This window comes from Palleronia abyssalis, from assembly GCF_900302445.1.
GTDB lineage: Bacteria > Pseudomonadota > Alphaproteobacteria > Rhodobacterales > Rhodobacteraceae > Palleronia > Palleronia abyssalis.
In genome coordinates this window covers 492,179-507,437 of the sequence record NZ_ONZF01000002.1, presented here as the reverse complement: position 1 = coordinate 507,437, position 15,259 = coordinate 492,179, and the positions used below count along the sequence as shown (strand labels likewise).

Annotated in this window: 13 protein-coding genes; 3 read left to right on the top strand and 10 right to left on the bottom strand. The window is 65.4% G+C overall.

The window, feature by feature from the left end; genetic code table 11:
• The 10 genes from PAA8504_RS06220 to betI form a co-directional block, all read right to left on the bottom strand.
• Positions 1-1,089: a c-type cytochrome gene (locus tag PAA8504_RS06220; protein ID WP_108893284.1), complete on the bottom strand. Its 1,089-nt coding sequence runs from the start codon at positions 1,087-1,089 to the stop codon at positions 1-3.
• A gap of 58 nt (positions 1,090-1,147) precedes the next feature.
• Entirely contained in the window at positions 1,148-1,699 is a 552-nt protein-coding gene (locus PAA8504_RS06215; protein WP_108893283.1) for a cytochrome c oxidase assembly protein, read from the bottom strand.
• Positions 1,696-2,079 (bottom strand): hypothetical protein, encoded by a 384-nt coding sequence (locus PAA8504_RS06210; RefSeq protein ID WP_108893282.1) that lies wholly within the window; start codon positions 2,077-2,079, stop codon positions 1,696-1,698. Before PAA8504_RS06210 ends, PAA8504_RS06215 begins: the two co-directional genes overlap by 4 nt.
• Entirely contained in the window at positions 2,079-4,580 is a 2,502-nt protein-coding gene (locus PAA8504_RS06205; RefSeq protein ID WP_108893526.1) for a cbb3-type cytochrome c oxidase subunit I, read from the bottom strand. Before PAA8504_RS06205 ends, PAA8504_RS06210 begins: the two co-directional genes overlap by 1 nt.
• 101 nt (positions 4,581-4,681) lie before the next feature.
• Complete coding sequence (locus PAA8504_RS06200) at positions 4,682-5,737, bottom strand: cytochrome c oxidase subunit II (protein WP_108893281.1); 1,056 nt, start codon at positions 5,735-5,737, stop codon at positions 4,682-4,684.
• A gap of 91 nt (positions 5,738-5,828) precedes the next feature.
• Positions 5,829-6,722, bottom strand: a complete 894-nt coding sequence (locus tag PAA8504_RS06195) for a TIM barrel protein (protein ID WP_108893280.1) — start codon at positions 6,720-6,722, stop codon at positions 5,829-5,831.
• A 345-nt stretch (positions 6,723-7,067) separates the two neighbouring features.
• Positions 7,068-8,723, bottom strand: a complete 1,656-nt coding sequence (gene betA / locus PAA8504_RS06190; RefSeq protein WP_108893525.1) for a choline dehydrogenase — start codon at positions 8,721-8,723, stop codon at positions 7,068-7,070.
• Positions 8,724-8,734: 11 nt separating this feature from the next.
• Positions 8,735-10,192, bottom strand: a complete 1,458-nt coding sequence (gene betB, locus PAA8504_RS06185) for a betaine-aldehyde dehydrogenase (RefSeq protein ID WP_108893279.1) — start codon at positions 10,190-10,192, stop codon at positions 8,735-8,737.
• A 12-nt stretch (positions 10,193-10,204) separates the two neighbouring features.
• A complete protein-coding gene (gene betC, locus PAA8504_RS06180) occupies positions 10,205-11,719 on the bottom strand; it encodes a choline-sulfatase (RefSeq protein ID WP_281259936.1) in 1,515 nt (504 codons plus the stop codon).
• Positions 11,716-12,318, bottom strand: coding sequence for a transcriptional regulator BetI (betI, locus tag PAA8504_RS06175; RefSeq protein ID WP_108893278.1), 603 nt, complete (start codon positions 12,316-12,318; stop codon positions 11,716-11,718). Before betI ends, betC begins: the two co-directional genes overlap by 4 nt.
• A 64-nt stretch (positions 12,319-12,382) precedes the next feature.
• Between betI and choX the strand changes: the two genes are divergently transcribed.
• The 3 genes from choX to choV all read left to right on the top strand — a co-directional run bounded on the left by choX (position 12,383) and on the right by choV (position 15,258).
• On the top strand, positions 12,383-13,306 hold the full coding sequence (gene choX / locus PAA8504_RS06170; protein ID WP_108893277.1) for a choline ABC transporter substrate-binding protein: 924 nt from the start codon (positions 12,383-12,385) through the stop codon (positions 13,304-13,306).
• 75 nt (positions 13,307-13,381) lie between these two features.
• A complete protein-coding gene (gene choW, locus PAA8504_RS06165) occupies positions 13,382-14,236 on the top strand; it encodes a choline ABC transporter permease subunit (RefSeq protein WP_108893276.1) in 855 nt (284 codons plus the stop codon).
• Positions 14,233-15,258: a choline ABC transporter ATP-binding protein gene (choV, locus tag PAA8504_RS06160; protein WP_108893275.1), complete on the top strand. Its 1,026-nt coding sequence runs from the start codon at positions 14,233-14,235 to the stop codon at positions 15,256-15,258. The genes choW and choV overlap by 4 nt, the downstream gene beginning before the upstream one ends.
• The last annotated feature ends 1 nt before the right edge of the window (position 15,259 follow it).

The following is a 15,259-nucleotide window of genomic DNA, read 5'->3' as shown; positions in this document are numbered from 1 at the left end:
TCAGTCGGATAACTCGGGAAGGACGTCGATCTTGGCCGGTTGACGCGCCGCATACCAGGCCGAGACGGCCTCGATCTGGGCATCCGTCAGTCGCGTCGCAGCCTGATGCATAAGGCGCGCTACGCGTGTTCCGCCCCGCACGCCTTCGCGCCAGAGGCGAAGCTGATCCTCGAGATAGGGACGGTATTGCCCGCTGAGCGACGGATAAGCCGGGTCGATCGGTTCGGACCATGGTCCGTGACAGGCCGCACATGCAGGCACGTCGGATCCCGGCACGCCCTCCATCGCGATCCGCTCGCCTGCGATGGTCAGGGAGGTCGTCGGCCCGGCCTCGCCCGTGGCTGGCAGGGCAGCGAACTGTTTTGCAAAAGCCGGAAGTTGCGCGACGGGCACCTCGGAGGCGGCGTGTTCCATATAGCCGCTGTCACGCGCGCCGGACCGGTAGGCCAGAAGCGCGCGGGTCATATACTCCTCGGACAGGATATCGAGGCGCGGGATGCGTTGATTGCCCGAGACGCCGTTCGCGTTGTGGCAGCTTGCGCAGTAGTAGAAGCTGCGCGGATCGCCTTTTTCGACGGCTGTCAGTGCGTCGTAGCGCTGTTCCGTCATGCCGTTCTGGACGGCTTCGAGGAAGGCCACGGTGGGCCAGACCTCATCAGGGCGATCGGCGGGCCAGTGGGGCATGCCGGACATCTTCACGCCCTCGTATAGGATCCAGTGCAGATGCCGTGGTTGCCAGCCCTCGACCGCGGCGGTGATGTGCGGCGGCTCGGGGACCATCGCCTCCATGGTGGCGGTCTTGTCGTGGCCGGGCGCAGAATGGCAGACCCGGCAGGCCGCGTCGAAATGCTTGGCGCCGAGGGCGACCATGGGTTCGGTGAACTCGGGCACCTCGTCCTCGGACACGGCGCGCAGCTTCACCGATTGGTTGTAGGTGGTGTGCAGGATCAGCGGCACGCCGGGGAAGTGCCCGGCGCGGGCCGAGACGTTGTACAGACCAAGCCCCACGACCGAGAGCCCCCCGATAGCGCAGAGCACCGCTAGGGCGGCCAGCGTATAGAAGACGGAGCGGAGATCGAGGCGCTTCATCGCGGATCTGCCTTTGCCGTGCGGGCCGGGCGATTGGGTATTTCGGCAAGGGTGAAGATCATGGGCGTGCCTCGTCAGGTCCGAGGGTGCGGGCGGTGAGCCAGAGCCCGGCGATCAGGTAGGCGGGCGTGCCGATGGCCAGCATGATCATGCCGCCGATCTGCTGCTGTTCGGGGCCGCAATAGGCGTAGAGCGCCGACGGCGACAGGATCAGGAGCGCGCCCAGAAGCGTCATGTGCATCGACGTCAGAAGCATACCGCCCGCGCCGGCCAAAGGCTCGGCAGCGCGCAGGGCGCTGGCCCATGTGATGAGGCCCGCGGCGAGGAAGCTGGCCTGTTCGAGGGTGAAGACCGCGGGGCGGAAATAGGCGGCCTCGTGCAGGGCGGGCACGTGCCAGCCCCAGACGACGGCGAATTCGATGACGGCCGCGATGAGGATGGGGGGCGCGGGGATCCGGGGCAGGCCCATGACGAGAAGCGGGGGGATCAGGGCGACCAGCGCCATGTGGCGCAGCATATGGCCCGGAAACGGCCCTGCGATCCGGTCGAGCGGGGCCCCCCAGACGAGCGCCAGCGCCAGCGCGGCAACGATGAGGGGCGCGGGTCTCATTGGCAGGTTGCCGCGAAGATCGCGGGCATGGTGTCGAAGATGATCGCCACGAAGCTGAGGCAGGCCAGCATGAAGCCCGCGTGGCCAAGGAACTCTCGCCGGTGTTCGTCGGTCGACTGGTCGTGGATGTAGTCGTTGTCGTCGAAATAGTCCCATTGGCGCCACATCTGCCAGCCGAGGATGCCAACGAGGATCAGGCAGACAGCAGTATAGCCGAAGATGACCGCCTGCAGCGCGCCAATGCTGCCCCAGTCCCGCGCGCACCAGAGGGCCGCGGTGCAGTAGACCAGCAAGAAATGGATCGCCCAGACCGTGGGGGCGGCGATCATCCGGAAGATGTTGCGGTGCGCGGGGAGGTCGGTCTTCATGTGCCCTGCCATCACATCATCCTCGGGACGAGGCCCACCACCGCCGTCGAGACGAGGGCCGTGATGAGGAGGAAGTGCCAGAACAGCACGGTGTTCCAGATCGGCGCATCGTATTCCGGCATCACCTTGCCGAAGATCGTACCCGCCAGGCAGTAGCCCTGCATGATGATGCCGACGATCGTGTGGACCGCCGTCCAGACTGCGATGGCCCAGAGGATCGCCGGATAGACGTGGCTGGTCGGGTCGAGCGCCGCGACCGACAGCATGATCGCCGCAGCCCCCGCGATGGCCAGCACGATGCCGGCGGACAGAAGGACCTGCGCCATGACGACGGCACCAGAGCGGTTGATCGGTCGGGCAACCCTGGTCGCGCCCCATGCGGCCGCGTAGCACAGCGCCGAGAGGGCGACCCAGGCGCCGTTCGCGTGATCGGCCAGGGGCGGCGGGAAGTTCGGATGCACCGTCCAATAGAAGAAATATCCGAAGATCAGCGAGGCGAAGGCAGTCATGTCGCCCAGCATGGTGATGAACACGCCCCACCAGCCCGGCGCCGAGGGGCCGGACACGTAGGTCGGCAGGCGCAGGCCGAGGTTCACGTCCTTCATCGGGTTTTCGGGGATCCGCGCCGTCGAGGTCCAGAGCCAGTAGATCACGCAGGCCACCGCCAGCACAGCCGAGATCACGGCGGGTGGATACCAGTGGAAGGTCGGGAAGATGAACGCGCCGCCGGTGAAGAATGCCGCCCACATCGTGCACCAGGCCGGTCCTGTTACACGGGTCACGTGCTGAGGCCGGGCGTCGATGGCCGAGGTGATGATGGTCTCGCGCAGGCCTTCCTGCGCGTCAGGCAGGTAGTATCCGCCCTGGTCCATCCGTTCGACGATGCCAGGCTGGTCCCAAAGGGGGTTGCGCGAAGTGACGTAGGGAATGGACCGGACACCCCAGTAGTGGTCCGGGATACGGTGGCTCCACATCAGCGAGCCTTCGTTCCAGGGGTTCCGATCCTCCATCAGCTTGCCCTTGGGGCGCACCAGATCCCACGCGAAGACGGCGATGCCTGCGGCGATGACGAAGGCCCCCACGGTCGAGATCATGTTGAGCGTGTCCCATCCCACGTCGCCGGGATAGGTATAGACGCGCCGGGGCATGCCCTTGAGGCCGGTCAGGTGCATCGGCAGGAAGCAGATGTTGAAGCCCACGAAGGTCAGCCAGAAGCTGATGCGCCCCAGTCGTTCGGACATCATCTGCTTGCGGATGAACGGATAGAAGAAATAGACGCCACCGATCAAGGGGAAGACCATGCCGCCGAACAGCGTGTAGTGCAGGTGCGCCACCACGAAATAGCTGTCATGCGCCTGCCAGTCGAAGGGGGCCAGCGCCACCATCACGCCCGTCAGGCCGCCCGCGGTGAAGATCGCCAGCGCACCCGCGATCCACAGCATCGGCAGGATCATCTTGACCCGGCCCGCCAGAAGCGTCGCCACAAAGGCGAACAGCTGGACGCCGGTGGGGATCACCACCGCCTCGGATGCTGCCGAGAAGAAGCCGAGGCTGATCGACGGCAGGCCGGTGGTGAACATGTGATGGACCCACAGCCCGAAGGACAGGAAGCCCGTGCCGACGGCCGACAGGACGATCCAGTTGTAGCCGACCATCGGCCGCTGCGCGGCGGCGGGAACGACCATGGCCGCAACGGCGATCGATGGCAGGAAGATGATATAGACCTCGGGGTGCCCGAAGATCCAGAACAAGTGTTGCCACAGAAGCGGGTCGCCGCCCCGCTCGGGGTCGAAGAAGGGCCAGTCGAAGCTGCGTTGCAGCTCGAACAGGAAGTCGCCCGCGATCAGCGGCGGGAAGGCGAACAGGATCATCGCGCCGACGACCAGCACGTACCACGCGTAAAGCGGCATCAGGTTGATGCGCATCCCCGGCGGGCGGCACTTGATGGTGCCCACGATCAGCTCGACCGCGGCGGCAATGGACGCGACCTCGATGAAGGACAGGCCCAGAAGCCAGATGTCGGGGCCGACGCCCTGGTCGATGGTGGTCAAGGGTGGATACATGAACCAGCCGCCGGCGGGACCGGCGTCGAACAGCAGGCTGCCCATGACGAAGATGCCGCCGATCAGGAACGACCAGTAGCCATAGGCCGACAGCCGCGGGAACGGCATGTCGCGCGCGCCGAGGAAGGCGGGAAGCAGCAGGATCGAGATCGCCTCGAACATCGGGACGGCGAAGAGGAACATCATCGCCGAGCCGTGCATCGTGAAGAACTGGTTGAATCGGTCCGCCGAGATCAGGTCGTTGTCGGGGATCGCCAGTTGCAGGCGCATGACCAGCGCAAGGCAGCCCGCGATCAGCATGAAGGCGAAAGCCGTCAGCGAATACCACAGGCCGACTTCCGAGTTGTTGACCGCCGACCAGTAGCGCCAGCCCGGGGGATCGTTCCAGACCGCCAGAAGACGTTCCTTCTGCGCGTCGGCCAGTTCGGGGTCGATGGGAGCGGTCAGCATTTCCTCGGTCGGGGGATAGATGCCTTCGGCGACGTGGACCTCGTGCTTCTCGAGGTCGGCGCGGCGATATCCTTCGCCGATGCGGGAGGGGGTCGCGTCGGTCACTTCAGACCCTCCAAGTATACGGCCATGGCCACGATCTCGTCCGGGTCGAGATGATCGTAGGCGGGCATCTTGGCGCCGGCCTTGATGGCCTTGGGATCGGTGATCCACGCGGCAAGGTCGGGCACGGTGACGTCCAGCGCGCCGGCCGCTAGGTTCAGCCGGCTGCCGACATGGGTAAGGTCAGGGCCCACATTGCCCCGCGCGGGGGTCCCGCGGATCGTGTGACAGCCGCCGCAACCATGGGCCATGAACGCAGTGCGGCCAGCCTGCCCGACTTCGGTATCGGGCGGAACGGCGGGGGCGGCAAGATCTTGGAGGAATGCGTCGAACTCCTCGGGCATCAGGGTCAGCGCGGTAAACGCCATCCACGCGTGGCTTTCGCCGCAATATTCGGCGCATTGACCGCGGAACTCTCCCGGTTCGGTCGGCTCCAGCGACATGCGGTTCACCCGGCCGGGGATCATGTCGGTCTTGCCCGCCAGCGACGGCAGCCAGAAGGAATGGATCACCTGATCGGCCTTCAACGTCAGCTCGGACCTTTGCCCGACCGGGAAGACAACCTCGTTGGCGGAATGGATCGGCTCGGTCGCGCCTTCGGGCCAGTAGGCGACGCGGAACCACCATTGCTCGCCCGTGATCTCGACCCGCAGCCCCTCGCCCGGGGCGCGCTGGTCGGGGATGACCGACAAGCCGTAGGACAGTAGGCCTGCCAAAACCACGGTGGGGAACACGATGCCGCCGCCGAAAATGAGCCACCGGCCCGTCTTGGGAGAGATCGGGCGCGGTTTGGCCCGCCAAGCATAGAACATGAGGCCGTTCATCAAGACCCACAGGACAACCGCACCCGCGACAAGCCAGAAGAACAGGTCGGCCAGAGTTTCCGCATCCCGGCCAGCCGGATCCAACGCGGATTGCGGGCCGACGCAGGCAGTCAGAAAACCGAAGGCGGCCAGCGCGGGCGCGGCCTTCAAGTGATCGGTTCCGGGACGAAGGGGCAGCGCATGGGCAAGCTTTCGGTCGAACGGCTGTGGCAAGTCTTGCGCAGATAGCATTGCCGTTCAACGGGTCCAGTGACGTTGGCCCCCACGAAAAAGGCCGGACCCCGCAGGGCCCGGCCATGTCGCTTTCGTCGAAGCGGCCGTATCAGGCCGCCAGATTGCCGCGGCCCGCGAGGTTCGAGACGAACCGCTGCGCGTCGCCAAGCGCCTTGGCGATCTCGCCACGCTCGGGGTCCATGCCTGCGGTCAGGGTCAGCCAGCCGTCGAAATCGGAGGCGCCCAGAAGGTTCAGGATCGTCTTGAAGTCCACCGATCCGTCGCGGTCGCCCGGCAGGGTGAAGATGCCCATCTTCACGGCCTCGGCCCAGGACGTGTCGCTCATCCGGGATTTCGTCAACGGACGCACGCGGACATCGCCTAGGTGCACGTGACGCACGCGCGGCAGATGGCGCGTCAGGACCTGCGTGGGCTCACCGCCACCGACATAGACCTGGGCGCTGTCGAACGCGAGGAACAGGTTGGGACCCGTTTCCATCATCAAGCGGTCGATCTCGTCGGGGGTGTGGACGACCGTACCGGCATAGGGCTGATACACGGGCGTGATCCCACGCTCGGTCAGCCACGTCGCGATCTGCTCGAGCTTCAGGCCGAAGCTGTCCCAATCGGTCGCCGACAGGGTGGGCTTTTGCGACATTGGCTTGTCGGTGCCGACGATGGCGTTGGACATCTCGCGCAGGATCAAGGTTTTGCAGCCGACGGCGTCCATGCGTTCCAGCACCGGGTCGAGGGCCTTCTGCTCTTCCTCGACAGAGAGGGACAGAAGGCTGAGGCCGTGATGCGCCGCGACCAGGGTCATGTTCTGCGCATCCAGTGCGGATTTCAGAGCGCCCGCATCATCGGGAAGCCCGCGGCCGTCTTCGATGCCCGTGATCTCGAGTTCTGCCGTGCGGGACAGCATGTCCTCGACCGACAGGCCCGCCGCGAGGGCGGTGTCGTCTTCGTTGAACCACAGGGCGGGGGTGGTGGCGATGCGTAGCATGTAAGCTCCTTTCGTTGGTGGACGCGCGACGGGGCGGATCCCCGTGGCGGGCGGTTGGGCGGGGTCAGCGATCCAGAGGGACCGGCCGACGATCGTCAGAAAAGCGCGTGCGTCGCCTGAAATCGGCTTGCAAACAATCGGGCGCGCTAGATGGCGGAGGGCGCTGCTGCGTCCCGTTTGTCCGCCTGGTGGCACGGCCCGCGCCGTGCCGGTCGCCCGTTTGACGAGCCGCAGTATTTTGGCGGATCAGTCGATCAGGGTCAACCGCCCCCGACAGCCTTCGCATATCAAGGGACGCCTTCCCAACGCGGCACCGCGTCATTCGTTCCGCGGCGCAGCGTAATCTTACCGTTGCCGCACATCCCATTCGGGGTGAACCCACGGCTGCGCGTTTTCCGGCGGCAGGTGACGGCCCAAAATATGATCCGCAGCCTTTTCCCCCGTCATGATCGAGGGGGCGTTGAGGTTTCCGTTGGTGATCCGCGGGAAAATCGAACTGTCCGCCACGCGAAGCCCGTCGACACCGATGACGCGGCATTCGGGATCGACGACGGCCCCGGGATCGTCCGGGGCCCCGATCCGGCAGGTGCCGCACGGGTGATAGGCCGATTCGACCTCTTCGCGAATGAAGGCGTCCAGATCGGCGTCGCTTTGAACGTCCTCGCCCGGGCTGATCTCCTTCCCGCGGAAGGGGGCGAAGGCGTCCTGCCCGAAGATCTCGCGCGTCAGGCGGATGCAGGTCCGGAAATCCTCCCAATCCTCGGGGTGACTCATGTAGTTGAAGCGGATCTTCGGTTGGTCCTCGGGACGCGCGCCGCCCAGCGTGACCTCCCCCCGCGATTTCGATCGCATGGGACCGACATGAGCCTGAAAGCCATGCCCTTCGGCCGCGACCGATCCGTCATAGCGCACCGCGATGGGTAGGAAGTGATACTGGATGTCGGGATACTGGACCCCGGCCTTCGAGCGGATGAAACCAGCACTTTCGAACTGGTTCGACGCGCCCGGACCCGTTCCGGTCAGAAGCCAGCGCGCGCCCACATAGGCCTTGCCCATCAGTGACCAGTAACGGAACAGGCTGACCGGCTGGGTCGCGGCCTGCTGGATGTAAAGCTCCAGGTGGTCCTGCAGGTTCTGCCCCACGCCCGGGCGGTCGGCGGCCACGTCGATGCCATGCTCGGCCAGGTGGGCGGCCGGCCCGATCCCCGACAGCATGAGGATCTTGGGCGAATTGATGGCCGAGGCCGCGACGATCACCTCGGCCCGGGCGTTGATCGTGCGAGTCCGGCCCTTGTGGGTGACTTCCACGCCCGTCGCGCGCCCCTCTTCGATCACGACGCGGTGGGCCAGCGCGCGGATCAGCGTGCAGTTCGGCCGCTTCAGCGCGGGGCGCAGGTAAGCCGAGGCCGCGGACCAGCGGCGCCCGTTGTGGATCGTCGCGTCATAGGGGCCGAAGCCTTCCTGCTTTTCGCCGTTGTAATCGTCGGTCAGCTGATAGCCCGCCTGCGCGCCGGCCTCGACGAAGGCGCGGACCAAGGGGTTGTCGCGCTTGCCCCGGCTGACATGGAGCGGGCCATCCGCACCGCGCCAGGACGGATCGCCCCCATGGGGGCCGCCATGCCAGTTCTCCAGCCGTTTGTAGTAGGGCAGCACGTCGGCATAGCCCCAGCCAGCCGCGCCCTGATCGCGCCAGTGGTCGAAATCCAACGCGTGCCCGCGAACATAGATCATCCCGTTGATCGAGGACGAGCCGCCGATCACCTTGCCGCGCGGCACGATCATGCGGCGGTTGTTCAGATGCGGCTCGGGCTCGGATTTCAGGCCCCAGTCATAGCGGCGCATGTTCATCGGATAGCTGAGCGCGCCGGGCATGTTGATGAACGGTCCTGCGTCCGAGCCGCCGTGTTCGATCACGATGACCGACTTGCCCGCCTCGGACAGGCGGTAGGCCATCGCGCAGCCTGCGCTGCCCGCGCCGATGATGACGTAATCCGCCTGCATCGTCTCGGGCATCAGAACGGCGCCTCGGTCGGGTTCAGGCCGACATAGACGGATTTCAGCTGGCTATAGTGCTCGATCGCGGCCTTCGAGTTCTCGCGTCCCATACCGGACATCTTCATGCCGCCGAACGGCGCCTCGACGGGCGTAAGGTTGAAGGCGTTGATATAGCATGTCCCGGCCTGGAACCCGGCGGCCATGCGATGGGCGCGGGTCAGGTCCTGCGTGAAGACCCCGGCGGCGAGGCCGAATTGCGTGGCGTTGGCGCGGGCCAGCACCTCGTCCTCGGTCTCGAAATCGAGGACGGACATGACGGGGCCGAAGATCTCCTCGCGGGCGATGGTCATGTCGTCGGCGACATCCGCGAAGACGGCGGGGGCGATCCAGAAGCCTTCCTGTTCATGGCGTTCGCCGCCCGTAACGAGGCGCGCGCCCTCGGCCTTTCCCTTTTCGATGTAGTCGAGCGTGATGGACAGTTGGCGCTCCGAGACCATGGGGCCGAGGGTCGTGGCCTGGTCCAGCGGATCGCCGATGACGACGTCCTTCATGCGGGTCGTAAGCCGATCTAGGAAGGCCTGCTTGATGCCGGACTGGACGAAGACACGGGTCGAGTTCGAGCAGATCTGGCCGGTGGAGTAGAAGTTGCCGTTGATCGCCGCCGAAACGGCCGAGTCCAGATCCGCGTCGTCGAAGATCACCAGGGGGGACTTGCCACCCAGTTCCAGCGTCGCGTGCTTCATGCCCGCGGCGGCGGATTGATAGACCTTGAGGCCGGTGGGCACCGACCCGGTCAGCGACACTTTGGCGATACGCGGATCCTCCAGCATCTTCGCCGCTTCGGGGCCATATCCCTGCACGACGTTGAACACGCCGGGGGGTGCGCCCGCCTCGGTCAGGATCTCGGCCAGTTTCAGGGTGCACAGGGGCGTCGTCTCGCTGGGCTTCATCACCATGGTGTTGCCGCAGGCCAAAGCGGGCGCGGCCTTCCACGCGGCGATCTGGGTCGGATAGTTCCAAGCGCCGATGCCCAGAACGACGCCCAGCGCCTCGCGGCGGGTATAGACGAAATCGCCCTCGGGAAGCTGGATGTGCTCGCCCGTCAGGGCCCCCGCCAGACCGCCGAAATATTCCAGCGCATCGGCGGCAGAGGTGGCGTCTGCGATCAGCGTCTCGGACAGGGGCTTGCCCGTGTCGTAGGTCTCCAGAACGGACATCTCGTGGTTGCGGTCGCGCAGGATGTCGGCGGCCTTGCGCAGGATGCGGCCGCGTTCGGTGCCAGAAAGCGCGGCCCAGGCGGGTTGCGCGGCATGGGCGGCGGCTAGGGCCTTGTCGATCACCGCGTCGGTCGCGGCGTGAAGGCGCGCGATCTCCTGGCCCGTGGCGGGATAGATCACCGGAATCGCGGCGCCTTCGGCATCATCGAGGTAAGCGCCAGCGATATAGTGGCTGGCGGGCGGCTGTTGGCTGGTCATGAGATCTTCTTTCTATTCGCCGCGGGGGAAGCGTTGGCTTTCTTCGACCACGTTCAGGTCCATGTGGTTGCGCATGTACCGCTCGGACGCCTTCTGGAGGGGCTGGAAATCCCAGGGATACTGGCCACCCTGGCTCAGCGCCTGGTAGGTAACCCAGCGTTTGGCTTGGCTGTCGCGCACCTCGGCGTCGAACTTGTCCAGATTCCAGATGGCATCGGCCTTGGCACGCAGATCGTTCAGCGCGTCCGGCGCGTCACTGGCGATCGCGAGGTTCGTCAGCTCGTGCGGGTCGGCGTCGAGGTCGAACAGCTGTTCGGGGTCCAGCGCGCAGCGGGTGTATTTCCACTTGCCCTCGCGCAGGGCGACCATGGGTGCGTAACTCGCCTCGGCCGCGTATTCCATGCGGACGGGGTTCTGCCGCCCCTGCCCCGCCGCGACTGGAACCAGGCTTTCGCCTTCCGTCCAGGGCATGACCTCTTCCATCGAGATCCCGGCGAGGTCGCACAGCGTCGGGCACACGTCGATGGTCGAGACGGGGTCGGTGATCAGCCCCGGCTCCATCCCCGGGGCACAGATCATCAGCGGCACGCGGGAGGAGCCCTCATAGAAGCTCATCTTGAACCACAGGCCACGTTCGCCCAGCATGTCGCCGTGATCGCTGACAAACATGATGATCGCCTCCTGACGCGTGCGGTCCAGCACGTCGAGGATCTCTCCGACCTTCTCGTCCAGATAGCTGATGTTGGCGAAATAAGCACGGCGGGAGCGTTCGATGTCGCGTTCAGTGATGTCGAAATCGCGCCAGTTGTTGGCGTCGAAGATGCGCTTGGAATGGTTGTCCTGATCCTCGTAGGGGATCGCCGGGACTGCCGGTTGCAGGCGGTCGCAATCTTCGTAGAGGTCCCAGAACTTGCGGCGCGCGACGTATGGGTCGTGCGGGTGGGTGAAGCTGACCGTCATCATCCACGGCCGGTCATCCTTGCCCCGCGCGAGGTCATAGAGCTTGCGGGTCGCGTGATAGGCGACTTCGTCGTCGTATTCCATCTGGTTGGTGATCTCGGCCACGCCTGCCCCGGTCACGGACCCCATGTTGTGATACCACCAGTCGATCCGCTCGCCCGGCTTGCGGTAGTCCGGGGTCCAGCCGAAATCGGCGGGGTAGATATCGGTGGTCAGACGCTCCTCGAACCCGTGCAGCTGGTCGGGGCCGACGAAATGCATCTTGCCCGACAGCGTCGTCTGATAGCCCGCGCGGCGCAGGTGGTGGGCGTAGGTCGGCAGGGCCGAGGGAAACTCGGCCGCGTTGTCGTAGATGCCGGTCGATGACGGCAGGCGACCGGACATGAAGGCACCGCGCCCGGGCGCACACAGGGGGCTGGCGGTATATGCGTTGCGGAACCGGGTCGAGCGTTCGGCCAGCTTCTTCAGGTTCGGGGCGTGGATGAAATCCTCGGGCCCGTCGGGAAAGAACGTCCCGTTCAACTGGTCGACCATGAGGATCAGGATGTTCGGCTTCTTGCGTGTCACGTGCTGTGTTCCATTTCCTGGTCGAGTTGGGTGAGGACGTGCGCCTGCGCCTCCGCGGCGGTGGTCAGATCATCAAGGGCCGCGTGCAGGTACAGACCGTCGATCATACAGGCGATGCGCTTGGCGGCGCCGGGGGCGCGGTCGCCCAGGGACGGGCGCAGGGCGTAGCAGAGGTTCGAGGCCAGCCGGCGGCGATAGAGGGTCAGAAGCCGCCGCGCCCCGTCCGAGCGCTGGGCCAGCACATAGAAGTTCAGCCAGGCGGCAATCGAATCATGGCCGAAATTGTGGGGCGAGAACGAGGCGGCCACGATCCCCCTGACCCGAGCGCGCGCGCCTGTCACGCCGCGCAGCGCATCGGCGGCCTCGGCCCCGAAATCTTTCAGGATCTGGCGCATGGCCGCCAGGAACAGCGCTTCCTTGCCGCCGAAATAATGGAACGCCAGCGCAGGCGACATCCCCGCGCGGGCGGCGATCTTGCCCACGGTCACGTCGAGCGATCCGCTCGCCCCAATTTCGGCGATAGTCGCGGCGATCAATTCCTTCCGCCTGCGGACCTCGGCCCTCGCCTTTTCGGGTTTTTTCGCATCCACTGTTGTCATCACGGGAGAGATAGCATTTTATTGACCCGTCAATCAATAGATCGAACAGAACAGGGAGACCATAATGAAACTTCTCGCTTCCGCTTCGCTTGTCGCACTTCTGGGTGCAGGTGCCGCTGCGGCACAGGGTGCCCAGTGCGACGAAGTCGTGTTCTCGGACGTGGGCTGGACCGACATCACCACCACCACCGCCGTCGCCAACCACGTGCTGAGCGCGCTGGGTTACGACGTCGAAGTGAAGGTCCTGTCCGTGCCGGTGACCTTCGCATCGCTTGAGAACGACGACATCGACGTGTTCCTGGGCAACTGGATGCCGTCGCAGACCCAGGCGATCCAGCCCTACCTCGACTCGGGCGAGATCGAGCAGGTCGCGGTGAACCTCGAAGGCACGAAATATAACCTGGCCGTGCCGACCTACACCTACGAAAAGGGCCTGCAATCCTACGAGGACCTGGCCGAGTTCGAGGAAGAGCTGGACGGCACGATCTATGGCATCGAGCCCGGCAACGAAGGCAACGCCTACCTCATCGGGCTGACCGAAGAGGACGAGTACGGCATGGGCGCCCTCGAAGTCCGCGAAAGCAGCGAACAAGGCATGCTGGCGCAAGTGCGCCGCGCGGTGGACGACGAGGAAGACGTCGTGTTCCTTGGCTGGGAGCCACACCCGATGAACGCCAATTTCGACTTGGAGTATCTGGAAGGCGGCGAGGATTTCTTCGGCGGTGAAGGCCAAGTCCACACCGTTACACGTCAAGGTTTCGTCGAGGAGTGCCCGAATGTCGGCCAGCTTCTGCAGCAGATGCAGTTCAGCCTGCCGATGGAAAACGAGATCATGGGCAAGATCCTGGATGACGGCATGGATGCCGAAGAAGCCTCTCTCGAATGGCTTCAGGCCAACCCGGACGTGGTCGAGCCCTGGCTTGAAGGCGTGACCACCGTCGAGGGCGAGCCCGGCCTCGCCGCCGTTCAGGAAGAACTGGAGCTGTAAGCCGCCCCCGGGCGCGACATCGCGGCCCTGCCCACCGATCGGGCGGGGCCGTTTTCTTGAAAGCGAGGGGACCGGATGGACTGGCTGACGAACAACAAGCTGCCGGTGGGCGACATCGCCGAAACGGCGTTCGACTGGATCAACGACAACCTGCAATTCCTGCTGGACTGGCTATCGGACGTGCTGGAGGTGCTGATCGACGCGATCCTGCTGGTGCTTCAGGGTCCCGTGGGCGCGGAAGATTGGTGGGCGCTTCTGATCATCGCGGCCTTCGTGGCGCTGACATGGGCGCTGCAGAAGAACTGGAAGGTCTGCCTGTTCGTCGGCTTGGGGTTCCTGTTCATCCTCAACCAGGACTATTGGGAGGAAACGACCGAAAGCCTGACGCTGGTCCTGTCCGCCTGCATCGTCTGCATGGCCATCGGGGTGCCCATCGGCATCGCGGCGGCGCACCGCCCGAAGCTGTATGCCGCCATCCGCCCGGTGCTGGACCTGATGCAGACGCTGCCGACCTTCGTCTATCTGATCCCGGCGATCGTCTTCTTCGGCATCGGCATGGTGCCGGGTCTGATCGCCACGGTGATCTTCGTGTTGCCCGCGCCGATCCGCCTGACCTATTTGGGGATCGCGAACACCCCCACGGCGCTGGTCGAGGCCGCGCGCGCCTTCGGCGCCACCCCGCGCCAACTTCTGTGGAAGGTCGAGATGCCAAGCGCCTTCCCGCAGATCATGGCCGGCCTGAACCAGACCATCATGCTGTCGCTGTCGATGGTTGTGATCGCCGCCCTTGTCGGCGCGGACGGTCTGGGCGTGCCGGTGGTGCGGGCGCTGAATTCGGTGAACACCGCGCTGGGGTTCGAGAGCGGGTTCGTCATCGTGGTCGTCGCCATCATCCTTGATCGCATGCTGAACGTGGGGACGCGCAAATGAGTACGGCAGTTCGGATCGACAACGTCTCGATCGTGTTCGGAGACCGGCCCGAGGACGCGCTTCCGCTGATGGATCAGGGGCAGAACCGCCCGACCATTCAGGAGAAGACCGGCCAGGTTCTGGGCGTGCACGACTGCAAGGTGGACGTGGAAGAGGGCGAGATCCTCGTCCTGATGGGGCTTTCGGGCTCGGGCAAGTCCACGCTTCTGCGGGCCGTGAACGGGTTGAACCCCGTGGCGCGCGGCAAGGTCGAAGTGCGGTCGGGCGACCGGATGGTCGACGTCACTCACGCCGATCGCAAGACGCTGCGCAGTCTGCGGCTGGATACCGTGTCGATGGTGTTCCAGCAGTTCGGCCTGCTGCCCTGGCGCACCGTGCGCGAGAATGTCGGGCTGGGGCTGGAGCTTGGCGGCCAGTCGAAGAAGGCCCGGGTCGAAGCGGTGGACCGCCAGCTGGAGCTTGTCGGCCTGTCCGACTGGTCCGAGCGCAAGGTGGGCGAGCTGTCGGGCGGGATGCAGCAGCGCGTGGGCTTGGCCCGCGCCTTCGCCACCGACGCGCCGATCCTTCTGATGGACGAGCCGTTCTCTGCCCTCGACCCGCTGATCCGGGGCAAACTGCAAGACGAGTTGCTGGAGCTTCAGCAGCGGTTGCAGCGAACCATCGTCTTCGTCAGCCACGATCTGGACGAGGCGTTCAAGATCGGTAACCGCATCGCAATCATGGAAGGCGGGCGGATCGTGCAATGCGGGCGCCCGGCCGAGATATTCTCGAACCCCGCGGACGATTACGTGGCCGAGTTCGTGGCCCATATGAACCCGCTGGGCGTACTGACCGCGCGTGACGTGATGGAAGACGGCGCGGGCGGGCATCTGAAGGTCGATCACGGCGCCAGCGTCGAGGAAACGATGCGCGCCCTCGTCGCCTCGGACGGGCCGATCTCGGTCACACGCGACGGAGAGACCATCGGTCAAGTGTCCGAACGCGGCCTGATGAAGCGGCTTCTGGACCCGCGCGGCGGCTGAG